Below are 23,624 nucleotides of genomic sequence, written 5' to 3'. Positions count from 1 at the left end.
GCCGGATGGGGACGGCACGCTTGTTCACGATAAAATAAGGGGATCATTATGGGTACGATCAACAACTTACTGATAACAACCAGTTGTCTTGCCACGCTGTTCGCGGCGCCGGCAATGGCGCAGGACGTTGCACCGGCGGAGGACAACGCCCCGGCAGCGAGCGATGCGATCGTCGTGACCGGCTCGCGCATTTCGCGCCCGAACCTGACGGCCGCCGCGCCGATCACCTCGGTCACCTCGGAGGCGATCAAGCTCCAGGCCGCGGTGAACATCGAGGACGTGCTGAACCGCCTGCCGCAGGTCGCACCCGACAGCCAGCAGAACTACCAGGATTCGGACGGCCGCCAGCGCATCAAGCTGCGCAACCTCGGCTTCGAGCGCACGCTCATCCTCGTCGACGGCAAGCGCCTGGGCACGATGAACGGCCTCGACGCGAACATGATCCCGCCGACGCTGCTCCAGCGCGTCGACGTGCTGACCGGCGGCGCCTCCGCCGTCTATGGCTCGGACGCGGTCGCCGGCGTCGTCAACTTCGTGATGGATCGCAACTTCGAAGGCGTCCGGATCGACGGCAACTACAATTTCTACGCGCACGAGAACAAGGCGGGCATCGTCTCGCAGACCGCAGCCGCCTACGGCTTCGCCAAGCCGCCGCTCGGCATGGCGGTTGACGGCGGCCGTTCGGACCTGTCGCTCACCGTCGGCAAGAAGCTGTTCGACGATCGCCTTCGCGTGCAGGCCTATGTCGATTGGCGCCAGGGCGCGCTGGTGCCGAACGGCGCACGCGAGACCTCGGGCTGCCAGCTGCTCCAGGCGGTGAAGGACGGCCCCCTCACCTGCTCCGTCTCGACCTACACCAAGCTGGGCTATATCTCGCCGCGGAGCGGGCCGAACTCGGGCAGCGTCTATGTCAACAACCCGGACGGCAGCCGCACCTTCCTGCCCTATGCGACGGGCTATGCCGCCAACCCCTTCGACGGCTATTCCTTCCAGCGCCGGTTCAACCGCTGGAACGCCGGTGGCTTCACCCAGTTCGAGATCTCGGAAGCGGCGACCGTCTATGCGGACGGCATGTGGTTCCGCGACAAGTCGTCGAACCCCTTCCCCGCCCGCCTCTACAGCGCCAGCGTCTATGGCCTGTCCGGTTTTCAGGTGAAGTGCAACAACCCGTTCCTCTCGGCCTCGCAGGCGCAGATCATCTGCGGCAGCAACGCTGGCAGCGCCACGGCCGTGCCGGTCGAGCTGCGCTATCGCATGAGCGGCGTGCCCGATCTCGAGGATCGCTACCTCAATGAAGGCCTGCGCCTCAGCGGCGGCCTCCGCGGCAAGTTCGCCGACGGCTGGTCGTATGACGTCGGCGGCGTCTACGCCCGCAACCAGCAGGACATCAGCTGGGCCCTGCCGAACATCGACCGCATCAACCGGGCGCTGGACAGCGTGCTGGTCAACGGCAAGCCGGCCTGCGCATCGGGCAGTTCGGACGGCTGCGTGCCGCTCGATCCGTTCAGCGCCTTCTCGGCCAATAACAACACCGCGCTGTACAATTATCTGATCCAGGGCACCTACGGCACCCAGACCACGGTCAACACGCTGATCAACGGCCTTGCGACCGTGCAGGGCGACCTGGGCAAGATGGGCATCAAGAGCCCGTTCGCCGAGCAGGGCATCGCGATCGCGTTCAGCGCCGAGTATCGCGAGGATCGGCTGAAGAGCTATGCCGATGCGAACTGGCGCAGCCAGAACGGCGGCAGCGACAATGCGCTCAGCCAGAATGTCTGGGAGGGCATGACGGAAATCCAGGCGCCGATCGTCGAGCACAAGCGCTTCGCCGAGCTGCTGCAGTTCAACGGCGCGTTCCGTGTGTCGAAGTACAGCACCAACCCGGACACCTTCTCGACCTGGAAGGCCGAGGCTGTGTGGTCGCCGGTGAAGGACATCACCTTCCGCGCCTCGATCAACCGTGCGCAGCGCGCCCCGACCGTGGTCGAGGCGAGTCAGGGTGCGCGGACCGATTACGGCCGGATCGCACCGACCGCGTTCGAAGATTTCTGCGCTCCCACCGCGATCGGCACGACCACTAATCCGCAGACCGGCCAGCAGGTCACGATCTATGGTGCGCCGCGCGCGTCGCGTGAGGTCTGCCGCGCGACCGGCCTGGCCGACAATCTCTACGGCAGCGCGACCCTGCTCTGCCCGGCCGATGGCTGCACCTTCCGCAGCGGCGGCTTCCCGGTGGATCCGGAAACGGCCTACACCAAGACCTTCGGCGTCGTGCTGCGCCCGCGCTTCCTGCCGGGCCTGACCCTGTCGGCGGACCGGTACATGGTCGATCTGAACGACTCGATCGGCTACAACGATCAGAGCTATTTCAGCACCGGCTGCCTTGCGACGGGCAACGAGTTCTTCTGCAAGATGTTCGTCCGCAATGCCGATGGCACGCTCTCCAGCACGCCGGCCACCAACCCGGCGACCGGCTATATCCGCCAGGGCACGACCAACTACTACAAGTCGAAGGCGCATGGCTGGGACTTCCAGGCGCAGTATGCGCTGGGTCTGGGCACGATCGGTCGCATGGACTTCGACTTCGGTGGCTCGCTCGCCACGCTGCTCGGCGGCCAGGATTCGCCGATCCTCGCCAAGTACAACTGCGCGAAGGGCTATTTCGGCGGTCCTTGCGGCCAGCTGATCCCGAAGTGGTCGCACAACCTGCGCAGCACCTACACCACGTCGAACGGCGTCTTCAGCGCCTCGTTCAACTGGCGCCACACGGGCCCGCTGACCAACGTCAGCAACTCGGGTGACCCGGCGCTGGGCTGGAAGCCGGGTGACGACCGCACCACCTTCGCTCGGATCCCCGCCTATGATTATTTCGATCTGGCGCTGACCTTCCGGGTCGAGAAGAGCCTCACCTTCCGCGTCACGGCGAACAACCTGCTCGACAAGACGCCGCCGATCCTCGCGAACTCGTACAATTATGGCCTGTCGCGCAGCAACACGCTGTCGGCACGCTATGACTCGCTGGGTCGCCAGGTCGCGGTGGGCGCGACGCTCAACTTCTAAGCCGTTCAGAGTCCCAAGTGCCTGCGCCTGTCCACCTCGGTGGGCAGGCGCTTTTTTGTGCATCGGCTGCACCGGCGCGGCGCCGTTCCGGCTTGACCCGCGACGGCAAACCGCCCAGATGCTGGACACCCGATTGGCGGCGATGCGCCAGCGCCGGTTTAGCTCAGCTGGTAGAGCAGCGGTTTTGTAAACCGAAGGTCGCGGGTTCGATTCCTGCAACCGGCACCATCCGCCTTTTCATAGACATCCAAGGGCATCCAAAATTGGCGGGTTTCCCTGGGTTTTGGCGGTATCTGATCCACCCAAATCCGGGTCGATCCATTGGAACTCGCAGCCCTTGACGGTATTTGACGGTATATTTGACGGTATCAACACTGCGCCAGCGGAGGAGATACCGTCATGCTCACCGATGCAGCCGTCCGTCGAATCAAACCGCGGGACAAAGCGTTCAAGACTCAGGACATGCACGGCATGTACCTCCTCGTTCAGCCTGGCGGTGGTCGGTACTGGCGGTGGGACTATCGTCACGACGGCAAGCGCGGCACGGTGGCGCTGGGTGTATATCCTAACGTCCCCCTAAAGGAAGCGCGCGAGCGCCGAGAGAACGCTCGGAAACTGCTCGAGAAGGGCATTACCTCCTCCTATGGCAAACTGACGCGCGGCGTGGGCGGCATCTCGGCTGGAGATACGTTCGCCACCGTCGCTGACGAATGGCTGAAGAAGATCGAGGCGGAAGGGCGAGCGGCGAAAACCCTCGAAAAGCTCCGCTGGCTGATCGCGTTCGCCAATCCGCTGATCGGCACTCGACCGATCGGCGACATCAGCGCACCAGAGCTGCTCACCGTATTGAGGACCATGGAGGTCCGAGGCCGCTATGAGACGGCACGACGCCTCCGCAGCACCTGCAGCAGCGTCATTCGCTACGCGATTGCCACCGGTCGGGCACAACGAGATGTGGCCGCCGATCTTCAGGGCTCCCTGATCACACCCAAGATCAAGCATCACGCCGCAATCATCGAACTTGCAAGGTCCGCGCGCTCTTACGCGCCATTGACGGCTAGGAGGGGCAGCCATCGATTGCCTTGGCGCTTCGGATCGCCCCACACGTCTTTGTGCGTCCGGGCGAACTGCGCGCTGTTGCGTGGGCAGAGTTCGACCTTTCAGCGGAGGTCTGGACCATCCCCGGCGAGAAGATGAAGATGGGCCGCCCGCATCGGGTCCCCCTCTCCAGGCAGGTGCTTGCGCTCCTAGCGGAGCTTCGAGAGGTGAGCGGCAGGTCGAAACTTCTGTTCCCAAGCGTCCGGTCAGACGCTCGCCCCATCTCCGACAACACCATCAACGCCGCCTGACGTGCTCCCCTGAAATATAGCCGATTTTGAGTAGAGTCCGACACAAAGGAGTCGGACGGAATGAAGCGGAGCAGGTTCAGCGAAGAGCAGATCATCGGGATCTTGAAGGAGCATGAGGCTGGTATCTCGACGGCGGAGGTATGCCGCAGGCACGGTATCAGCGGCGCAACGTTCTACAAGTACAAAGCCAAGTTCTGCGGCCTGGAGGTATCGGAAGCACGGCGGCTGCGCGCGCTCGCGGCGGAACGCCGCCGGTTCGGCTATCGGCGCCTGGGCCATCTGCTGGCGCGCGAGGGCGTGACACCCAAACAAGAAGCTGCTGCGGATATATCGCGAGGAGAGCCTGCGGGTTCGCCGCCGTGGTGGCTGCAAGCGCGCCCTGGGCACCAGGGCGCCCATGGTGCTGCCGGACAGACCGAACCAGCGCTGGTCGCTCGACTTTGTCTCCGACACCCTGACCTGCAGCCGTCGGTTCCGCATCCTGTGCGTGGTCGATGATTACACGCGGGAATGTCTGGCGCTGGTGGCCGACACTTCGCTGTCGGGCGCGCGGGTCGCTTGATCGACTGTAGCTTAGTAGCCGTACTGCTCTATCCTGCGACCAAGGGCGAGGCGGCGCGGCTCAAAGCAAAAGAACGGCCGGGAGCGAGCTCCCGACCGCAAGGCTGGGGGGGATCAGAAATCGATGCGAACCGAAGTACTGACGGTGCGACCGTTGACGGATCGCGCCCGGACGATGCCGTTGGCAGGAATGGCAGCGTCTTCCGCCTCGGTGAACGCGGTCACATTGAACAGGTTGTTGGCGTTGAGCGCCACGAGCAGCCGCGGGACCGGTCGGAACTGGGCAAAGGCGTTCACCTGGGTGAAGCCGGGCAGCTTCAGCTGATTGCTGTCCTGCGCATAGCTGCTGGTGGTCCCCACGATGTTCGTACCGATCGCGAACCGGCCGATATCGTATTGGGGCGTCGCCTGAAAGATCAGGCTGGCCTGACGCCGTGGCGTGTTGCCGACCACGCCCGGATTCAGTATGTCCGCGACGATCTTCGCTTTGGTCCAGGTGGCCCCGGCCGTCAGGCTGAACGGCCCGTTTCGATAGCCGCCATCGAACTCAAGACCATAGGCACGGTAGGTGCGATCGATGAATACCTGGCGCGTCGCCTCGTAATTCTGCTCTTCGGTGCGCGCCCAGAAGCCCGTCAGATTGAGCGTGAGCCCGCCCCGTCGGTACTTGGTGCCGATCTCCGCCTGCTTGACGAAGTCGATCGCGGCCTGGCGGCTGACGAGACGGCCATCGGTCGTGCTGACGGCCGGCCCGAACAGAAGACGATCCGCATTGGCACGTGCGCCGCGACTGTAGCGACCGAATACCGACATATAATCGGCAAACCGATAGTTGATGCCGCTAGAATAGCTCCAGTAGTTATAGCGATAATTTACCGGTGCCGGGCTCGTAAGCGGTATGACGGCAACGCGGGTTTCGGCGTCGGAGATGACGCCGTCGCCGTTGATGTCGCGGCTGGTGGTGCCCACACGGCCTCCGCCCAGATCCGCGCCGGCGATCGTGCCATCGGCGCTGCCGAAATCATAGCGCGCGCTGGCGCCTACCGAAACCTTGCCGATCAGATAGTTCAGCGATGCGAACGGCGCGTTGACATTGTAATCGACATTGTAGCTGCGCCGGCAGCAGCCGCCGAAATAGCTGGCGCCAAAGGCGTAGAAGCCATCCTGCGTCACCGCGGTGCCGTTGGCCCGCCGCACGTTGACCAGCGCGGCTTCGCCATCCCCGCGAACATCCGAGAGGATGGACGTCCAGAGCCAGTCCGTATCCACCGTTTGCCGGGACTTGTAGAAGCCGACCGTCGTCGTCAGCTTGCCGCGACCTAGATCGAACACCCGATTGGCCCGCAGGTCGTTGGTGATGTTGTCGAGGCTGTTGAGGCGCGTATCGAAGACCACGATCTGCGCAAGCAGGCCATTGCCGTTCAAACCGCCCGGATTTGCGATCGCCTGCCCGGCCCGCGGCCCGTTGGCGTAGCTGAGCGTAGCGCCAGGGCCGCCAAGGGCGGTTGCGATCGCGCTGGCGGAATCCACGTTGGACGGAAAGTTGGTGGTGAAGCTGCCCGAAATGCTGGAGTAGCGAAAGCGATCCGTGATCGTCCACGCACCCAACTCGGTCTGTGCTTCCACGCCAAGCGACTTCACGAGCGGGTGTTGACCGTCACGGATGTCGTCCGTCACGAGATTGTTGTTGCCATCCAGCGTGACATTTCGCGTGATGTACCTGGACAGCAGGTGATCGCGGTTGGCGACATAGCCGGGAATATTCTGGTACTGGGGGTTCGCATTGGTTCCGGTCACCCGAACCGGCATCGGCAGATAGCCGGGCGCCCGGTCATCGAGGAACTTGCCGTACAAGCGGATATAGCCGCTCGAGAAGGTCTTGGTGACGTTGAACTTGAACTGGCCGCCCTTCTCGCCGTCATAGCCGAGACGACGGGGGCCTTCACCCTGCCGGTAGAAGCCGCCGAGGTGGAAGCGAAGGCTATCGCTGAGCTTTGCGCCATAATCGAATTCGATGCGGTACTGGCGATAATCCAGTCCGGTGGTTGCCTGGACTGCGCCGCCTTCGGTCTCTCCGGTCTTGGAAATGAGATTGATCACGCCGCCCGGCGAGTTGGAGGCGAAGGTGGAGGCGGAGCCGCCCCGAATCGTTTCCACCTGCGCCAGGTTCAGGTCGGCGCGCAGGAAGATATCGGCGTTGCCGAACGTGATATCGCCAAATTCGAGCACCGGCAGTCCATCTTCCTGCAGCTGCAGGAACTTTGCGCCGCCCGAGCCGATCGGCAGGCCGCGAATGGAGATGTTGGCGTTTCCTTCGCCGCCCGAGCTTTCCGAACGTATGCCCGGGATGTTGCGGAAAATCTCCGCGACGGACCTCGGTGCGGTCTTCTGGATCTCGTCTGCCTTGAGCGAACTCGTCGAGATTGCCGTGTCGAGCCGATCACGGCCCCGAGCAACCGCCGTTACGACGATCTCAACGTCGTCCTTGGGTTGCACGGCCTGCTTGGCATCCTCCTGTGCCCAAGCGGGCGCGTCAGGTACCAGCAAAACCGTACCAGCCAGCAGGACCTTTCGTAGACGATATCCAACGGAACTTTTATCCACAGCATCTTCCCCTTTAGGCTTTGCATTGAACAACCTACTTAAGTATAGGCCACATTCTGTGGTTTATACTTCCTACGTAATTATACGGATCTTAATGTTCATGATTTTATATTTTAGCTTCAATTGAAGCCATTTGCAGCCACTTGTTCATCGCGGATGACTCGGCGATATTTCAGTCGAGAGCGTTCGGGTTGGGGCGGCCTGGTTGCGTCGCCAACGAGACCCGTGCGCCCGAACGAGCTGCCAGGTCCCTCGCGCGTAAGGCTCAACAAGCAGAAGACCGGGGCGAGGATCTGCCGAAGGCTGGTAGCGACCAGGTGTGATCGTAACGCAGCGCAACGCCTTTGCCGGTCCGCTTGTGACGGTGTACAACGCGGCGTCCGCGCGCAGGCGCAGCAGATCGAGATCCGCCGCATCCTCGGGGTAGCAGGCATATCCGATGCTCATTCCTACAGTGACCGATTGGCCGTCGAAGACGAATGGTTCTTCAGCCACGCTGCGGATCAGACGATCGGTGACCTGCCCCACCGCATCCGGATGCATGTTCCTGAGCACGATCAGGAATTCGTCCCCGCCGATACGCGCGACCACATCCTCCGGGCGGACATTGGCAGACAATCTTGCTCCAACCGCGTGAAGCAGCGCATCCCCCATCGCATGGTCGAACTGGTCGTTGGCCCGATTGAGTCGGTACCCAGTATGGCAACCGCCCCGTCCCGCTCGCGAAGCGCGACGATCGCCGCGTCGAGCCCCTGCCGGTTTAGCAATCCGGTAAGACCATCGTGGTTCGCCAAGAAACGGTTGGTCGCTTCGGCGCACAGCGTTGCGAGCAACGAATTCTGGAAGGTGAGCACAATCTGCATCGCGCCCATCAGAAAGGGCGGCGTCATCGGCAGCAGACAAGAGCACGTTGCAAATTGATCGCTCCATCGCACACTTCACTTTCACAGCTTGATCGATCCGCGCTTGCCCGGCACCGCGCTCGCCGATGCGCCGCCAGATGCCGGCAGGCCCGTCATCAAGCGCAGGGCAGCACCTGCCAGATACCTCAGGCGATGGCGGGCTCGCGCATGCGAGCGTGGGGCCGCGTAACCGATCGGGCCTGCGATGCCCCACCCGTTCGGGCGTTTGCGCCGGACGTTATTGCAGCACCGACGCGCGACGCATTGACGGTGAACCGAACGGTCTTGTCGGTCAGGTCCTGGACCTCGTTCGCCAGGTTGCGTGCCGCCGCGGATGTCTGCTCCACCATCGCGGCGTTCTGCTGGGTTGCGCGGTCCATCGTCTCAACGGCCGACGAGATCTGGGTGATCGCGACGGATTGTGCCTGATTGTCCGCCGCCATGCGCGCCAGCAACGTGTTTACTTCCGATACGTCCTTCGATATTTCGGCAAGGGCGCCATCCACCTTGTCGACGGCGCCGGCCGCCGTCATCACCTCGGACTGGGTAACGGTAAGCTGGTCACGCGCACGCTTGGCCTCCTCTTCCGCCCGCATCGCAAGCGCGGAAACCAGGTCGGCGACCACGGCAAAGCCTCGACCGGCATCCCCTGCCCGGCCGGCCTCGACCGCGGCGTTCATCGCGAGAACGCGGGTCTGGAACGCGATCTTGTCGAGCCCTTCGATCACGGCATCGATGCCCTTGGCGCTTTCGGAAACGCGCGCCATCGCCACCGCCGCCTGTTCCGCGACTGCGCGCCCGTCACCCACCGTGGCCATGGCGACATCCGCACGTTCGACGGTGCGCGCCGCCGCCATCGCCGTGGCGCGCAGACGATTGTCGATCTGCACGACCGAGGCCGCCGTCTCTTCAAGCGATGCCGCGTTGCCTTCCGTGCGGCGCGCGAGGTCTTCCGATGCCTGCGCGATTTCCACCGACCCGGTCTGGATCGCGGCGGCGCTGTCCGAAACAGCGGCGATGATGTCGCGCATCCCTTCGATCGCATCGTTGAAATCGCTCTTCACCGCCGCATATTCAGGCGTAACATCCGCGACGATGCGAGCGGTCAGATCCCCGTCGCGAAGGGCGGAAAGATGGGCGCGTAGGAGTTCCACCAAGTCTCGCTGCGCCGCCGCCTGCCGCTGATTGACGAGCGCCATGTCGCGAAAGGTGAACATCGCCTTCGTCATTCTACCGACGCAGTCCCGATAGTCGGTATAGGCAATGGGCGTGTCGAGATCGCCCCCCGCCAGCCCCTCCATGCGAACCACGGTTGCCACATAGGGGCCGCAGATCGCCTCGCGCATCTGGCGGGCAACGACCAGCAATCCGGCTGCGACGAGCAAGCCAGCCCCGACACCGATCCCCGGGAAGCCGAGGACCATGCCGACGACAGGGCACAGCGTGACAAGAACGGCGAGCGGGATGCTGGTGCCCAGCAACACCATCGTCTTCTGCCGGATAGGCAATCTCTCCTCGAACCAACGCATCCGCAGTTCCTCCAAATCGCGTTCAGGATCTTCCCAGAGGATGAGCACTGCCTGGAAAATGGCGGTAGAGACGCCCGCCTTCCTGCCGCATTTATAGACGACCGGCGCTTTCATGCGACAAAAAACCTAGAGAAATACCTTTCTTATCAACTGGATAGATGGTTACCCCGCACCGGAATTTGCGCTTTTCTTCTATCCCGACATCAGCCTGGGAGAGCAGAGGCGCGTGCGGCGCACGGGGACGTTTCGCAATAATGATAGCCATCGAAATTTGCTTGTTCAAAGGTTTGCACCGCTCGATAAGAACCGCCGAGGACGCAATTTCCTGGAAGCGCAAAAGCGATGCATGGAAGCGGTGAGGGTGAACATGCGGCCCCCCAATCCCGGCCAAAGCTGATCCTCGATCACAGCATCCGGGATTGCCGCCAGCTGGACATGCTGAACGCAGGCGGCGGGATCGCCGTGGCCTTCGAAAGCCTGCCACGCGGCCCAGTGCATATCGCCTTCCAGGGCAGCCAGTCCGAAACGTTCAGCGTTTGGACCACCACGACACGCCATGGTTTCAGGACCACGCCCAAGGTGCCGGCCGACCTCGTCACGCTGCGCTTCGTGAACTCGGGCTACATGTCGCGGGACAATGCCGCCGGGCAGAACATCGTCGCAGGCTTTGGGCAGGCGCTGTTCACCTCCTATCTGGAGATGCGGAGCGAGATGGCGTCCCCGGGGTTTTCCGCCATCAGCGCGACGGTGAGCCGGGAGGCGCTCGATCGAGCATGGCTGTCGCTCTATGGTGCCGGAAGGAACCGGCCTCCGACGTTCGAAATCGTCGCGGACGTCACGACGCCCGGGATGATCGCCCTGCGCTCGACGCTGTCGCTGCTCCAGCACCAGCTTCTAGACAATCAGGGCTCCGACAGCCTGATGACGTCGCTGCTGGAAGAATTGCTGATCTACCAGCTGCTATCCGCCTGGCCTTCGTCGGGGGCGCCGGACACGAGCAGCGCAGCTCCGGTCGAGCACCGGGCGATCCGTCTGGCGATGGAGTATATTGAATCGAACCTGGCGAGAAAGATGGAGATTTCTGAAATCGCGACTGCGGCTGGCGTCAGCGTTCGTATGCTGCAGCTGATGTTCAAGGCGCGACTGGGCTGCGGCCCCTTTTCGTATCTCATCGGGCGGCGTCTGGACCAGGTCCACAACGCGTTGCAGACATCGGACGCGGCATCCATTCGCGAGACGGCGCACCGGTGGGGCTTCGTCCACATGGCAGACCTGTCGCGGCGGTATAAGGAGCGCTTTGGGTGCACACCGACACAGACCCGAGCCCGTCGGACCTGCCGAAATTCATGACCCCCGTTGCCGCCGATGCGTATCCGCTACGGATTGGCACTTTGTGGGCTGTCGTGCCGTCGATGCGTCCCCACCTGCAATCATCGGACAGGCAACGCCCGTTTCGATCTCGACGGGCCGCGCCGCAGCCGCCCTTCGCTCGAAGGCCAGCACCTTGTCGAGATGATCGGTGCCGATTTTACAGCTGCCGTCCGGCATGCGCTCGACCTCGCCCCCTCCCCGTCGCACCGCTTCCAGCCGCCGGACATGGGCTTCGGCGCAACGCGGGTTGGCGCTGGCGTCATGGCGCAGGTGCCGGTCGACGCTGTAGATGCCGCTATTAGCGGCAGCGACCTCGGCCACCGTCCGGTCGACATCAAGGATGCCTGCGACGACCGGCGTCACCCGCACGACTTGGGGGTGGTCGCTCACTTCCGAGAGCGACCGATTGCCCAGTTCGACATAGTGGCTGCGCCCGTCGGTCCCCGCGACGATCAGATAGTGGCGGTCGCGATGCTCGTCGGCCAGTCCGGCGGCCACTACGCGGCCGATGCGCGGCTTACCCTCGGCCGGGTCGGAGATCGCATAGTCCTGCGGATGCACCTCGGGCGCCCGCGCCTTCAGTTGCACGTGCATCGTCGCGATGATGTCGCCGCGCCGGCCCATATGAGTCTACGCCTAGTATTTTTTGTCTCGAATCGTGGCACTTTCCGGGTGGCTCTCCGAACCATCTATTGCCCTCATTCCTGTTCAAGGAGGAGGAACTCACAAGCGGAGCCGATCGCCCGTTAATCGCGCGGCAGCGCGCTGGTCGGGTCGAGCCTTGCTACGTTCCATCGCGGCGGCGCACCCACCAGTACAAGTGACTTAGATCCAAAATGAATCTTTGTTATAAGGCGGACGAATCACACCTTTTGCATAGTAAGATTTTTGTGGAAACCACTGACAAATCAGTACAATTGTTTCGTATTGCCAATATGGTTGCAATGGCAACGACTGCATTTTACGCTCCTCAGAGCTTTGCGCAGGCCAGCGGTGGGGGGACCGCGGGGCTTGATGGAAGCCAGAGCAGAAAGATTGAATTGGCTGACATCGTCGTCACTGCCCAGCGGCGCGGCGAAAACGGCCAGCGGGTGCCCGTCGCAATCCAGACCGTCACCGGGGAAGCGATCCGCGACGCCGGCTACAGTACCCTCACGGATCTCCAGTATCTCACGCCGGGCCTGCAATATGATCCGACCCAGGGCGCGGCATTCCAGATCCGCGGCGTAGGCACCACGTCGTTCGATTTCTCCAACGCGAAGTCGGTCAACGTCGTCGTCGACGACGTGGTAATGGACGGCCAGCGTGCCAATGGGCTGATCGGCCTTGCGGACCTTGCGCACGCCGATGTCCTCATGGGTCCGCAGGGGACGGCGTTCGGCAAGAACTCCACCTCGGGCGTGATTGCGATCACGACCAACAAACCGTTGCTGAACACGACGTCGGTGCAGGCCAGCGCGAGCTTCGGGGCGCACAACGACAGGATCCTGCATACCACGGTCAATCTCCCACTGGGGGACAGGGCAGCGCTGCGCATCACCGGCTTCGATCAAGGACAGGACGGTTTCGGGCGGAACGTGACCCTGAACAAGCTGGTGGGTTCGACGCACGACTATGGCGGCCGCGCCCGCCTGCTGGTCCAGCCCAATGATCGCTTCGATCTGTTGGTGTCGGGTGATTACGGCCATCATTGGGATAGCAACGTCCGGACGCCGGTCTCCGGCCAGCCCGCTGCCGTGACGGCGACCCTGGGATCGCTCGGCGTCACCCCCGGCCCCAGAAACGCCGATACCGCAGACGGGATTTACGGGCAGCTCGATTCCGAGGAATGGGGCGCCTCGGTGCGTGTTCATGCAAAGATTGGCAATCACGACCTAACGTCGATCAGCGCCTACCGCTACACCCGCTACAACAACGACACGCCCGCAAATCTGACGCCGATCGACCGCTTCGCCTACGTGCCCTACAATGTCGGTGACCTTCACACCGACAAGGTAAGCCAAGAGTTCCATATCGCCTCGCCCGAAGGCGGTCCGGTCCAGTACCTGATCGGCCTCTTCTACAACCGACTGGAAGCCACGCAGACGCAACTCCAATGGGCTACGCTGGGGGCCCCCGTTTTCACCAACGGAACCCCGACTCGTACGCTCTTCGCCTTCTCCGGTGCGATCGGCGCCACCGGCAATGCCTCGCTGTTCCGGGCCGTGAACGAAACCGCAGCGACATTCGGCGAGATCCGAATCACCCCCACGCGATGGTTCCATCTCAACCTAGGCGCGCGCTATAGCCATGACGACAATGCTCAAGGTCTGGACTATGTGACGGTGGACCCGGTTCCGGTAATCGGCTTCGCCCCCAGTTTCGTCCCGACCAGCGCCCCGCCGGAACGTCCGTTCGGTCGCGTGACCGGCGACGATTTCTCCTTCCGGATCTCGCCCACCTTCCAGATCGCGGCGGAGTTGATGGCCTACGGCACCTACACGACGGGCTACAAGCCGGCGGGTATCGCCTTCGTCGGCAACATATATGATCCGTTCTCAGCAGAAACGGTAAAGGCCTGGGAAGTCGGCCTCAAATCCGAATGGTTCGGGCGGCGACTTCGCGTCAACATCGATCTCTTCCGATCCGACTTCACCAATTTTCAAGCGACTATCCTAACCCGGATACCGGACGGCGCAGGCGGCTCGCTTCTGACTACCGCCATCGGCAATGCCGGCGGCCTGCGCAGCCAGGGCGTCGAGACCAGCATCGCGGCGCGGCCCACGGCGTCGCTATCGCTCACCGCGTCGGCGTCTTACACGGACGCGTACTTCACCGATTATCGCGCCGACGCGACGACGAACTATACCAATACGCGCCTGCCGAATTCGCCGGCATTTTCCGCGACCACCGCGGCAACCTACGAGCATGCACTCTCGACCTCGTTGCGCCTGCGTGCGCATGCCGATTACGCCTACCGGAGCGGATCCTGGACCGTGGTGGGCCAGCCCGGCTACTCCTATGTCCCGGCATTCGGCCTGACCAACGTGCGCGTCAGCATTCTGCACACGCGCTCGGGCACCGAGATGGGCGTCTACGCGCGCAATTTGTTCGATACCTATTTCTCGACAGGCTGGCAGATCTATGGTGCGATCGGATTGCTCCATTACACCTCGCCCAACGCTCGCCGCACGGTAGGCGGCTTTGTTAGCGTCAACTTCTGATGCGCGCGATGCCAACTCGGTTCCCCCTGCCCTTGCCGCAATGGCCGGCATGCCACTGATATCGACGGGAGAGCCCTCGCAGGAAAAGGCCCAGAACGCCCCCCGCCCCAAAGCCAGCGAGATTCCGGAGTCCACGTCCATCAAGCGCATCCAAATGCTCGGCACGCACAATAACCACTCGAGCCGCGGACCGTGCGCCACGCTGGAAGAAGAAGTACGGGCGGGAAGCGGGCCAACCATAGCGCGCCCACGCGGTAATGTCCCGCTCCAACTGATCACCGCAACCGGACATGACGGCGTGGCAGCGTATCTGCAGGATCATCCAAATCTGACGGGCGACTGGCCTTTCTCGACTCCCAGCCCGGCCAGACGCACGCCGCCTTCATTCTTGACGACAACGCATTGGCCTGTGGTGCCGAAATCCGAATCGAGATCGTCAAGGGCTACGTGGTCAGAACACGCAGACATCGGTGCGTACGAGGCCAAGTTAACGACAGAACGCGAGCGGATGCAGCATTCGCGACAGACGCGCAGATCGCTTCGAGAGATTTCGAGCAATATGGCGCCGGTTATCGCACCCTCATGTAATGCAGCTTCCCGGTGAAGCAGTTGCGCGAGTACTCCTCCGCTCGCCAACTAGAACACTGTCACGGTTCCCATCAAATCAATCAGGTACTCACATGAGTTCATCCATCACCCCAAGCTGGGGAGCTAAGCTCCTGCTCGTCGGCTATACATCAGTACATCTCGGTATTAGCCTGCTTTGGATAGGCGAGGAAATTCTAGGTCTCTATATCATGGTACGATTTCTCGCAATATCCCCAGGTATGGCGGGTGGGATGTTTCTAGCGAGCGCGTTGGTTAATGCGCTCTGCGACGGCATGGTCGGCCGCGCGATCGTTCGCTTCGCCTGGCTGCGCAGGGCAATACCATGGCTATCGTTCCTGGCGATCCTCACGGCATCGGCCGGATTTGCCGCGCTGCCCCTCCTGGCACCGAACAATCTCTGGACCGCAACATTGCTGCTGTTACTCTTCCGGTTGAGCTACAGCATTGCGGACGTGCCGCATAACGGCCTTACCCGCCACCTTGCCGCGCGAGGCGCCGATCTGATGGCGGCCAAGGCTCGCGCGATTGGCTCGGCGGTCGCTACCCTGGCGATAGGTTTCGTGGCGGCGCTGATTCAGGCCGGCACCGGCAATGATCCCTATCGCGCGGCGGTGCTGGCCAGCTGCGTGGCATTGGCCGCACTCGCCTTGATGGTCCCGCTCCCAATTCTTCTGCGCCGCGATAGTCTCCACGTCGAGACACTAGAAACGGATCTTGCGCCGCGCGGATCGCCCGCTCTTTGGCGCTTTTGCGCTCCCACCATGCTGGGCCTCGCATCGATCGCCGCAATGGGTAAGGCGTTGCTGCACATCGATGTTATCGAAGGCGCTATCGGCCCGCTGGCACTGCTCGTCACCATCGTCGCTCGACTGGCTGCGATATGGCTATGGTCGCCGATAGCGCGCCGTATTGGCAACCGACAGGCCCTCGGCTGGGCCTATGCCGCCTGTGGAGTGACCGCACTGCTTCTTCCATGGACGAAGAGCATGGGAAATGCCGTAGCGCTGCTGCTTGCGTGGTTTGGCCTGGGGAGCGGCGGGGTCGCGTTCCTGAGCTGGGCCGTGCTGACGGAGGCGATCAAGCGCGATGGCCAAAGCGCTGCTGCACGCTTCACGGCAGCATTCAGTGTCTACACCATGGCGACAAAGATCGCACTAGGCCTTGCCGCGATGCTGGTCGGGAGTTGGCTGTCTCTCAACAACATCAGCACGCATGCCGATCCACAGCGGTTCCTGATGCTCGGCATTCTCGTCATGCTCGGCTGCTGCTTGGCAGGCTTCGCCATTGCTCGCGAACCCGGGCACTCCCCTTCAAGCGGATTCCGCGATGCTTGACCGCCGCAACCTGGCGAGGTCCTCGAACTGCAACCGCCCCGGCCGGTCTAACCCGCCCCGCGCCTGCATGGCCAGGAAATTGCCGACGAGTATCAACGCCGCAGACTGGACAGCGGCAGCGTCAATCGGCGCGTCGCCCGATAATGCGGTGCGCAGCAAGTCCTGCCCGTTTTCTGCCCGCCGCCGCCGCATGTCTAATGCGAACGGCACAAACTGCGGATCGCGCGCGGCGGCAAGTGCAAGCGCGTGGGTCGAACGCATTAATGCCGCCCAGGATCCGTATCGCTCAAGCCCTCCATGCGCCTTAAATTCATCTCGCATGTTTATCACGAGCGCGCCGAAACCGGCGTCGAGTAGATCCGCACGTGTCCGAAAATAATGTGCGACGCTGGAATTCGAGACTCCCGCGCGCGCCGCAACCGCCCGATGCGACACCGCCGCAACCCCCTGCTCAGCGATAAGCGACGCAATCGCCGTCGCCACTTCCGCACGCTTGGTTCCAGCGAGCAAGTCGACGGGCAGAGGCGCGTCCGCACTCTCGCTGCCGGAAGCCGCCACGAGTTGGGCGAAATGGGCGGACAGGCCAATCTCGCCGACCGTCAACCGGGAACCAAGACGCTCGATCGTGGCCGCGCGCAGCAGTCGATAATCGACGTTGCTCCCGGCAGCGAGCGAGAAAGGAAGCTCATCGCGAATGTAGTTTGCAATAGCGCAGCCGAAGATTCGCGCTTCGTCGGCGGGCAGATGCGCCAGCAACATGTCCCCCCAGAAAGCATCCTGCGCGTCCAGAAACGCGGCCATTCCCGGATAGCTGCCGGGATTGGCCCCGGCTTCGAGCAATAACTCGCAACCTGCCAATGCAGCTACTCGGCGTGGTTGGGACGCCTCGTCGAGCCACGCTGTGATGACGGCAGAAAGAACCGAGGGAACTGCCAGATTCAACGACTTGATGCGCCGGTGCCAAATTGCGTGCAGCTTTTGCTGATCCTGATGTTCCCGCTCTAGCAATTGCTTAAGCAGCGCCGCTTTGTCGCCGATCCGATAGCTGAGCGAACCCAGCGAGATCCCGGCATCCTGCGCGATCATGCGAAGGCTGAGGCCTCGCATACCTTCGGCAGCTATCCGAGCACGCGCCGCATCGATCAGTTGCCGAACAAGTGAATTGGTCATGCCAGCCGACCAATGCCGCCGTCGTGCCTATGAGGCAATCCTTCAGACGCACGAGGCACACTCAATAGGGTAGCAATCACAATCATTTTCAACTTCTTCCTGCATGTTCAGAACGGCCGGCGATCAGCTTCACGACTAGATGTCACCTTTCACTGCCCAATTTTCTTTCCCATTAGCGGTGGCGCGTGAAAGTGCTGCTGCGGTTCAAAAGGCGGAATAGGAGATCGTCATATTGATTCGCTAACGCGCGATTATTAGCGAGGAAACGCTGAATTCGGCGGCGCTGACGATCGCGATATGACTGCCATTCGACATCGTGGTTTGCACAGACGCCAAGGATGTGACGCGCGGCCACGTCCACTGCGTTATCCGGATAGTAGTAGCCAATATCCCGCACCAGCTGCGCATTGTGAATCAACGGATATCCTTGCCAGCAGCATTCGAGATAAAAATAATTCAGTGGCAAGCCCCACTGGTGCGAAATGACGATGTCTGCGTGGCCGCTGAGGAAGTCTGGCGTGCGAACGCGGCCAAGAAAACCCGCCTTCCCCGCCTTCACGATGTCGAGCTGCCGCATCAAACCGGCGAACTCACGATCCGCCAGCGCCATGTGTTCGCTGTTGGCAACGTACAGGGTCTCGAAGTTCTGGGGCGCACCCCGAAAGGCGAGCTCTGCCGCCAAGATCGGATAGAGACAGAACTTCAGCACGTCGATATTGGGTTCGATCACCGCCAGCCGGCGCGGTGCGTCGCGGGGGCGATATTCACCCCCATGGGGAAGCGCCGATGCGACGCTCTCGATGGCCATCGGATCCCACACGAAGGGGACCTCCCGTGCCGGACATCGGCGAAGCGTCTGCAGGAACGGAAGCGTCGTTCCCGAGACCTGCGGTATCGCCCAGAGCTCGTCATACTGCTGATTGATGAAGATCGAGTCCCATAGCGGGCGCCCGAAGATCATGGCTTCGATGTTCTGGACATATTCCGGCCCGCAACAATAGCTTACAAGCTTGGTACCCTGTCCCTTGATCCGGGCGGTCTGCTCCGGGGAAATCTGCCCACCTAGTTCGATCACCACGTCCAGACCGTCACAGGCCTGGTCGAAAGACGCCGTGGGAAACGCGTTCAAGTCCCAGGGCAGTGCGGGGGTGATCGCAACATCCGTCGTGTTGAGCAGCACGACGTCATGGCCGAGAGGCGAGGTACGGAAGAGCTTGGCAAGAAATAACGCATTTTGCTTGATGCCGTTGCTCCAGAGGCTTTCATCCGGTGCACGCAAGCCGATCGTGACACCGATGCGCAAAGGCTGACGTGCCATATTCTATCCTGTCCAGTTGAGGGAAGCCTGGCGCCGAAGGATGATGCAGCCGCCGTTGCTGCTGATCAGGCTGTAGGTCTCGCCCGCCTGACGCGGGTTCTGGTACACCATGATGCCGTCGATCAACTGGCCGGACGGGAAGCCGCCAAGCTCGGCGGCTGCAACAGCAGAGCAAGTGCGGGGGGCGTAGGAGACGCGCTCAACCAGCACCGCACATCCTGCGGGAGATGGGATCGCAGCAATTGTGAGCGCGGCACGGAGCGTGCCATTGCCCAGCCCGGTCAGCGAGAAGAACGGCGCGCTGTCGGGCACCTTACGATCCCAGTCGATGATGATGTCTTGCAAGGTCGCCCCCGCGGTCCCGCGCTGGGCGATGGCGGTGATCATCGGCAGGCAGCGTTTCACACCCACTGTCCGTGCCGCCGCTACTACCAGCGGCTCCTTCGGCGTCGGAGCGGCCTTAGGCCCTGCGGCCGCCATCTGCCCCAGCAGGAAGCCGGCAAGTGCCATCGGCAGCGCCACCGCCAGCCTGCCGCGCCACACGCGCCGCTCGCTCATTGCTCCCGCTTCCGCGCAACGACCGCTTGCAGCGCGTTGCCATAGATAGCGATGTTCGCTTCCGCATCGGGATCCAGATGCCGCAACAAGGATCGCGCCTGCGCACGGTAGGCGTCCAGGTTGCGATCATGCTCCGCCAGCGCCTGGCGAAACGCCAGCGCTCCGTCGTGCGGATCGAACGAACGGTACCGATAGCCGCAGTCGTTGAGCAGGTGCGAGTTGTGGATCAGCGGGAATCCGCCATACAGGGCTTCGTAATACACGTAATTCTGCGCATTTTCCCAGTGATGCGAGACGATCGCATCCGCCGCGCGCCCCATGATGTGGAAAATCGGAAAGCGCGGTTCGAAGGTCGCAAGCCCCTGATTCACCAGGTCCATGGACCGTGCATAGGCAACGAAATCCGCCTGCTCCTTCAGTGCCATGCCATTGTACACCTGCAAGAGCTCGATCGCGTTCGGATCCTGCCGGTGGGCAACATCGCACAGCAGCAGCGGCAGGTGGCAGGTCTTGACCGTACAGATGTTGGGTTCGACCACGGCCACGCGCCATCGATGTCGGCCGGGTCGATATTCAAACGGTGCCTCGACGCCTGCCGTCGCCTTCGCGCGTTCCAGCAGCGTCGGATTCCACAGGTGCTGCATCACCCGAACCGGGGCGCGAAAGCCGCTCCGATAATAAGGCGCGCAGGTTTTCTCGAAGGCGGGCAGCGTCCAGATCTCGTCGTATGGCACGCCCGACATCAACAATGCGGGCGGCAGTGCAAAGATCATCCGCTCGACATCGATCACGAAGTCGTTTGCAACCCGCATGCCGATGATGCGCCCGCCCCGCCCCGCGAACTGCCGGCCCCACTCGGGATCGAGTTGGGCGCTGAGTTCGATGATCACGTCGAGTTCGTTCATCGCCTCGGTGAACGTGAGCACCGGCGCCGGCGCCTGTTGCAAGAAATCGCCGGCAGCGGCGGGATCGCCCGGCCCGCCGTTGACGATGAAACACCGTTCAACGACCGGCGATTGCGCCAACAACATCAGAAGAAAATAGCAGTTCTGAAAGATGCCGTTTTCCCAGAGGGACTGGCTGCCGTCGCGGATGAACAGGGTGACCCCGACCTTGAGCCGAGGGCCGACCGCACGCGCACTGGTTGCGATCATGCGCGACGCCTTTCAGCCACCGCGACGAGGTCGAGCAGCCTCCGCGCATAGGCGTTCTGATTATGCCGATCGAAAGGGCTGAGGCTTGCGATCTTGGTCGCCGCCGCCGCCTTGTAGGCCGGCAACTCCCGATCGTGCTCACGCCAGGCCCGCAATAGCTGATGAGCACCGGCAGCCACGTCCGATTCCGGATAGTAATATCCCACCTGCGCAAACAGAGGAGAATTGTGAATCAGTGGATATCCCCCTGCAATTGCGTCCAGATAGAGATAGTTCTGCGAACACTCCAGTTGATGACTAACGACGACATTCGCCCCTCGCCCCATCACATGAGAGAAAAAGTCGCGTTGATGCAGCGAAACCTTGCCATTTCGGCCCAGGTTGCTGCTTCTGATCAGCGCTGAGAAGGTATAGTGCTCAGCCAGATGTGCCGCGTTCATGAACTTGACGGCAGCGATGGCCTGCGGCTCGATCCGCTCGACTTCCTCCGCGATCAGGAACGGAATGATCCCCGTCTTGATAGGAGACAGGTTGGGCTCGAAAATTGCGACGGTTGCCGTATCCGAAGACAGGGCTCCCTTCCGATAGCCGAAGCTTTCCCCACCGCCGGTAAAGCTTTCCATTAGGAAATTCGGTGCCCACAAATAGGGCACGACGGTGACCGGGCAGCGGTGCAGACTGCCGACCATCGCTGCGAACGACGCGTCCTTCTCGAGCAGCCAGACCTCGTCGCAGCGATCCGGACGGACGAAGCAGCCGGTGCGCCCGAACGTCGTATGATCGACGAGCGCGGCATAGGGCTGCCCACAAATGTGATAGGCAATGCGGCCGCCCCGGGCGCGGAACCGATCGATCCATTCGGAATCCAGCGCGCCGGACACCTCAATCGCTACGTCGATCGAATCGATCGCGTTGCGCAGCGTCAACAGCGGAAAGCGCGCACCCGCTTCGCCTGCACCTGCCGGTACGGCGTCCGTATCGCCGCAGTTCAGCAGATATACCGCTTCCACGAAGGGCAGTTGCTCGCACAGGGTGGCAAGGTGATACACGTTCTGCCCGATGCCGTTGTTCCAGATATTCTGGTCAGCCTGGGTGAAAATTGAAATCCCGATGCGCATGAAATACTCGTGATGGTCCATACGTAATAATGAAAGGGAAGTGCGGGCGGGCATGATCCCGCACTTCCCCGCTCCGGAGCTCTTGGGGGACTATTAGCCCCGGAGCAGCGACGCGTTTACCAACCGAAGGCGATGCCGGCGCCGTACACCGACTTGCCTCCAGAGATAGACGCACCCGCTTTCACTTTGACATTGTCGCCAACCCGACCCGTGATACCGAGGCCGACTGCCTGATATCCGTTGATGCCGGCGACACTCATGCCGATGGAGACGCGCTGATCCGGATCGATGTCCGGGATCATCGCGATGGCCGTCGCTCCGGCAATACCGAACGAGGTCGACCGTGCGAGATCATAGACCTGGTTCTGGACACCGGCGATCTGGTTGCCCAGCGCGGCGTTCGACCGCTCGAGTTGACCGACCGTCGCCGCATCCGATGCAACAATGCCGTCGGCCACGTTGGTGATGCGACGGGTCTGATCCGCCGACCCCACCGAGACCGTGTTCGGGCCGCTGGCCGTGCTGCGGTCGCCGAGCACGACGGCGCCGTCATTGCCCGCGGCGACGTTGACGTTGTTGCCCAGCACGAAGACCCGGTTCGACGCGACCGTGTTGTTGTTGCCGACGACGTAGCTTTCGTTGCCACTGACGATGTTGGGATCGCCGATCGCACCCGAGTTGTTGCCGCTGACGACGTTGGCATAGCCGATCGCGATGGACTGGTTGCCGGTCGCCTTGTTGTTGTAGCCCACGGCCGTCGCACCGCTGCCGGTGGCAACCGCGCGGAAGCCGATGGCGGTCCCGTTCGTCGATTCCGCCCTGGCGTTCGAGCCATAGGCCGTCGCACCGTCTCCCAGTGCAGCGGAGCAAAGCCCGGCAGCCGTCGTATCGATCCCTTGCACCGTGCGACAGGACGTGCCTTCCACCGTCTTGATGGTATCCCCGCTTGCCCCGCGGGTGTTGAAGGTGTTCGAACTTTCGGCACCGCCTGCAATGACGGCGACCGCCTGCGTGCCCGAGCCGGCTACCGGAAGCAGCGGCGCCAGAGCCGTGCTGATGGAAGCCACATCCTGCGCCGTGGTCGTGGAAAGCGACACCAGGCCGGTCGATACCGACGCCAGGCCGGAGCTCGTAGTGGTCGAGAGGCTCACGAGACCCGAGGAAACGGTCGCAACATCGCTGGCCACGGTGCTGATGCTCGTGGACGTCGAGGTCGACAATGCCGTCACAGTGCTGTCGGTCGTGCTCAAGCCGGTCGACACCGAGGCGATCCCGCTGGTCGCGGCACTCAGCCCGGTCGACGTCGAGGTCGACAATGCCGTCACAGTGCCGTCGGTCGTGCTCAGACCCGTCGACACCGATGCGATGCCGCTGGTCGCTGCGCTGAGACCCGTCGACGTCGAGGTCGACAGTGCCGTGACGTTGCTGTCGGTCGTGCTCAGGCCCGTCGACACCGAAGCGATGCCGCTGGTCGCTGCGCTGAGACCCGTCGACGTGGAAGTCGACAGTGCTGCGACGTTGCTGTCGGTGGTGCTCAGGCCCGTCGATACCGAGGCGATCCCGCTGGTCGCTGCGCTGAGACCCGTCGAGGTTGAGGTCGACAGTGCCGTGACGTTGCTGTCGGTCGTGCTCAGCCCGGTCGACACCGACGCGATGCCGCTGTTTGCTGCGCTGAGACCCGTCGAGGTCGAGGTCGACAGTGCCGTGACGTTGCTGTCGGTCGTGCTCAGGCCCGTCGATACCGACGCGATCCCGCTGGTCGCTGCGCTGAGACCCGTCGACGT

General features: G+C 62.5%; 17 protein-coding genes, 1 tRNA gene and 2 pseudogenes. 10 read left to right on the top strand and 10 right to left on the bottom strand.

Annotated elements, in window-relative coordinates; all coding sequences use genetic code 11:
- Positions 1-48: 48 nt before the first annotated feature.
- The 5 genes and pseudogenes from KK7_RS0119390 to KK7_RS22180 all read left to right on the top strand — a co-directional run.
- Complete coding sequence (locus KK7_RS0119390) at positions 49-3,060, top strand: TonB-dependent receptor domain-containing protein (protein ID WP_051121422.1); 3,012 nt, start codon at positions 49-51, stop codon at positions 3,058-3,060.
- Positions 3,061-3,212: 152 nt separating this feature from the next.
- Positions 3,213-3,288 (top strand) — tRNA-Thr (locus KK7_RS0119385).
- Between the two features lie 171 nt (positions 3,289-3,459).
- Entirely contained in the window at positions 3,460-4,257 is a 798-nt protein-coding gene (locus KK7_RS21375; RefSeq protein WP_010546296.1) for a tyrosine-type recombinase/integrase, read from the top strand.
- The gene (locus KK7_RS23565) at positions 4,173-4,409 is read left to right on the top strand and encodes a tyrosine-type recombinase/integrase (RefSeq protein ID WP_237709263.1); all 237 of its coding nucleotides are present in this window, start codon (positions 4,173-4,175) and stop codon (positions 4,407-4,409) included. Before KK7_RS21375 ends, KK7_RS23565 begins: the two co-directional genes overlap by 85 nt.
- A 60-nt stretch (positions 4,410-4,469) precedes the next feature.
- Positions 4,470-4,968 (top strand): annotated as a pseudogene (locus KK7_RS22180) (transposase); the annotation flags it as partial.
- Between the two features lie 116 nt (positions 4,969-5,084).
- Here KK7_RS22180 and KK7_RS0119370 read toward each other — a convergent pair.
- The 3 genes from KK7_RS0119370 to KK7_RS21365 all read right to left on the bottom strand — a co-directional run bounded on the left by KK7_RS0119370 (position 5,085) and on the right by KK7_RS21365 (position 10,005).
- Positions 5,085-7,517, bottom strand: coding sequence for a TonB-dependent receptor domain-containing protein (locus KK7_RS0119370; protein WP_420186430.1), 2,433 nt, complete (start codon positions 7,515-7,517; stop codon positions 5,085-5,087).
- Positions 7,518-7,721: 204 nt separating this feature from the next.
- A complete protein-coding gene (locus tag KK7_RS23860) occupies positions 7,722-8,228 on the bottom strand; it encodes a GGDEF domain-containing protein (RefSeq protein ID WP_158000050.1) in 507 nt (168 codons plus the stop codon).
- A gap of 394 nt (positions 8,229-8,622) precedes the next feature.
- Positions 8,623-10,005: a methyl-accepting chemotaxis protein gene (locus tag KK7_RS21365; RefSeq protein ID WP_040599447.1), complete on the bottom strand. Its 1,383-nt coding sequence runs from the start codon at positions 10,003-10,005 to the stop codon at positions 8,623-8,625.
- A gap of 435 nt (positions 10,006-10,440) precedes the next feature.
- On the opposite strand from KK7_RS21365, the gene KK7_RS21715 reads away from it, so the two are divergent.
- Positions 10,441-11,355: a helix-turn-helix domain-containing protein gene (locus KK7_RS21715; protein ID WP_158000049.1), complete on the top strand. Its 915-nt coding sequence runs from the start codon at positions 10,441-10,443 to the stop codon at positions 11,353-11,355.
- On the opposite strand, the gene KK7_RS0119350 is transcribed toward KK7_RS21715, so the two are convergent.
- Positions 11,350-12,000: a DUF3363 domain-containing protein gene (locus tag KK7_RS0119350; protein ID WP_010546288.1), complete on the bottom strand. Its 651-nt coding sequence runs from the start codon at positions 11,998-12,000 to the stop codon at positions 11,350-11,352. The two genes, KK7_RS21715 and KK7_RS0119350, sit on opposite strands and share 6 nt — an antisense overlap.
- 266 nt (positions 12,001-12,266) lie before the next feature.
- On the opposite strand from KK7_RS0119350, the gene KK7_RS0119345 reads away from it, so the two are divergent.
- The 3 genes and pseudogenes from KK7_RS0119345 to KK7_RS0119340 all read left to right on the top strand — a co-directional run bounded on the left by KK7_RS0119345 (position 12,267) and on the right by KK7_RS0119340 (position 16,522).
- Entirely contained in the window at positions 12,267-14,579 is a 2,313-nt protein-coding gene (locus tag KK7_RS0119345; RefSeq protein ID WP_237709261.1) for a TonB-dependent receptor, read from the top strand.
- Positions 14,580-14,906: 327 nt separating this feature from the next.
- A pseudogene (locus KK7_RS23855) lies at positions 14,907-15,167 on the top strand (Ca2+-dependent phosphoinositide-specific phospholipase C); the annotation flags it as partial.
- Between the two features lie 209 nt (positions 15,168-15,376).
- Positions 15,377-16,522: an MFS transporter gene (locus tag KK7_RS0119340; protein ID WP_010546286.1), complete on the top strand. Its 1,146-nt coding sequence runs from the start codon at positions 15,377-15,379 to the stop codon at positions 16,520-16,522.
- On the opposite strand, the gene KK7_RS21355 is transcribed toward KK7_RS0119340, so the two are convergent.
- The 6 genes from KK7_RS21355 to KK7_RS23100 all read right to left on the bottom strand — a co-directional run bounded on the left by KK7_RS21355 (position 16,499) and on the right by KK7_RS23100 (position 22,907).
- Positions 16,499-17,692 carry a TetR/AcrR family transcriptional regulator gene (locus tag KK7_RS21355; protein ID WP_083836153.1) on the bottom strand — a complete coding sequence of 398 codons (1,194 nt, stop codon included), beginning with the start codon at positions 17,690-17,692 and terminating at the stop codon, positions 16,499-16,501. The two genes, KK7_RS0119340 and KK7_RS21355, sit on opposite strands and share 24 nt — an antisense overlap.
- 172 nt (positions 17,693-17,864) lie before the next feature.
- Positions 17,865-19,010 (bottom strand): DUF2827 domain-containing protein, encoded by a 1,146-nt coding sequence (locus tag KK7_RS0119330; RefSeq protein ID WP_040599431.1) that lies wholly within the window; start codon positions 19,008-19,010, stop codon positions 17,865-17,867.
- 3 nt (positions 19,011-19,013) lie between these two features.
- Positions 19,014-19,568 carry a hypothetical protein gene (locus KK7_RS21350; protein WP_010546283.1) on the bottom strand — a complete coding sequence of 185 codons (555 nt, stop codon included), beginning with the start codon at positions 19,566-19,568 and terminating at the stop codon, positions 19,014-19,016.
- Positions 19,565-20,722: a DUF2827 domain-containing protein gene (locus KK7_RS0119320; protein ID WP_010546282.1), complete on the bottom strand. Its 1,158-nt coding sequence runs from the start codon at positions 20,720-20,722 to the stop codon at positions 19,565-19,567. Before KK7_RS0119320 ends, KK7_RS21350 begins: the two co-directional genes overlap by 4 nt.
- Entirely contained in the window at positions 20,719-21,894 is a 1,176-nt protein-coding gene (locus KK7_RS0119315; protein WP_083836152.1) for a DUF2827 family protein, read from the bottom strand. Before KK7_RS0119315 ends, KK7_RS0119320 begins: the two co-directional genes overlap by 4 nt.
- Before the next feature lie 62 nt (positions 21,895-21,956).
- Positions 21,957-22,907 carry a YadA-like family protein gene (locus KK7_RS23100; RefSeq protein ID WP_158000047.1) on the bottom strand — a complete coding sequence of 317 codons (951 nt, stop codon included), beginning with the start codon at positions 22,905-22,907 and terminating at the stop codon, positions 21,957-21,959.
- Here KK7_RS23100 and KK7_RS23095 point away from each other — a divergent pair.
- The coding region (locus tag KK7_RS23095) for a hypothetical protein (RefSeq protein ID WP_158000046.1) at positions 22,897-23,624 on the top strand (728 nt) is incomplete at its 3' end. The genes KK7_RS23100 and KK7_RS23095 overlap by 11 nt on opposite strands.

This window comes from Sphingomonas elodea ATCC 31461, from assembly GCF_000226955.1.
Lineage (GTDB): Bacteria > Pseudomonadota > Alphaproteobacteria > Sphingomonadales > Sphingomonadaceae > Sphingomonas > Sphingomonas elodea.
Note: the sequence above shows the minus strand (reverse complement) of the source record. Positions and strands in the feature narration are given on the sequence as shown.

Coding starts and splice junctions, on each gene's coding strand:
- KK7_RS0119390 (WP_051121422.1), top strand. CDS start 49: ATGGGTACGATCAACAACTTACTGATAACAACCAGTTGTCTTGCCACG.
- KK7_RS21375 (WP_010546296.1), top strand. CDS start 3,460: ATGCTCACCGATGCAGCCGTCCGTCGAATCAAACCGCGGGACAAAGCG.
- KK7_RS23860 (WP_158000050.1), bottom strand. CDS start 8,228: ATGGGGGATGCGCTGCTTCACGCGGTTGGAGCAAGATTGTCTGCCAAT.
- KK7_RS21365 (WP_040599447.1), bottom strand. CDS start 10,005: ATGCGTTGGTTCGAGGAGAGATTGCCTATCCGGCAGAAGACGATGGTG.
- KK7_RS21715 (WP_158000049.1), top strand. CDS start 10,441: ATGCTGAACGCAGGCGGCGGGATCGCCGTGGCCTTCGAAAGCCTGCCA.
- KK7_RS0119350 (WP_010546288.1), bottom strand. CDS start 12,000: ATGGGCCGGCGCGGCGACATCATCGCGACGATGCACGTGCAACTGAAG.
- KK7_RS0119340 (WP_010546286.1), top strand. CDS start 15,377: ATGGTACGATTTCTCGCAATATCCCCAGGTATGGCGGGTGGGATGTTT.
- KK7_RS21355 (WP_083836153.1), bottom strand. CDS start 17,692: ATGACCAATTCACTTGTTCGGCAACTGATCGATGCGGCGCGTGCTCGG.
- KK7_RS0119330 (WP_040599431.1), bottom strand. CDS start 19,010: ATGGCACGTCAGCCTTTGCGCATCGGTGTCACGATCGGCTTGCGTGCA.
- KK7_RS21350 (WP_010546283.1), bottom strand. CDS start 19,568: ATGAGCGAGCGGCGCGTGTGGCGCGGCAGGCTGGCGGTGGCGCTGCCG.
- KK7_RS0119320 (WP_010546282.1), bottom strand. CDS start 20,722: ATGATCGCAACCAGTGCGCGTGCGGTCGGCCCTCGGCTCAAGGTCGGG.
- KK7_RS0119315 (WP_083836152.1), bottom strand. CDS start 21,894: ATGCCCGCCCGCACTTCCCTTTCATTATTACGTATGGACCATCACGAG.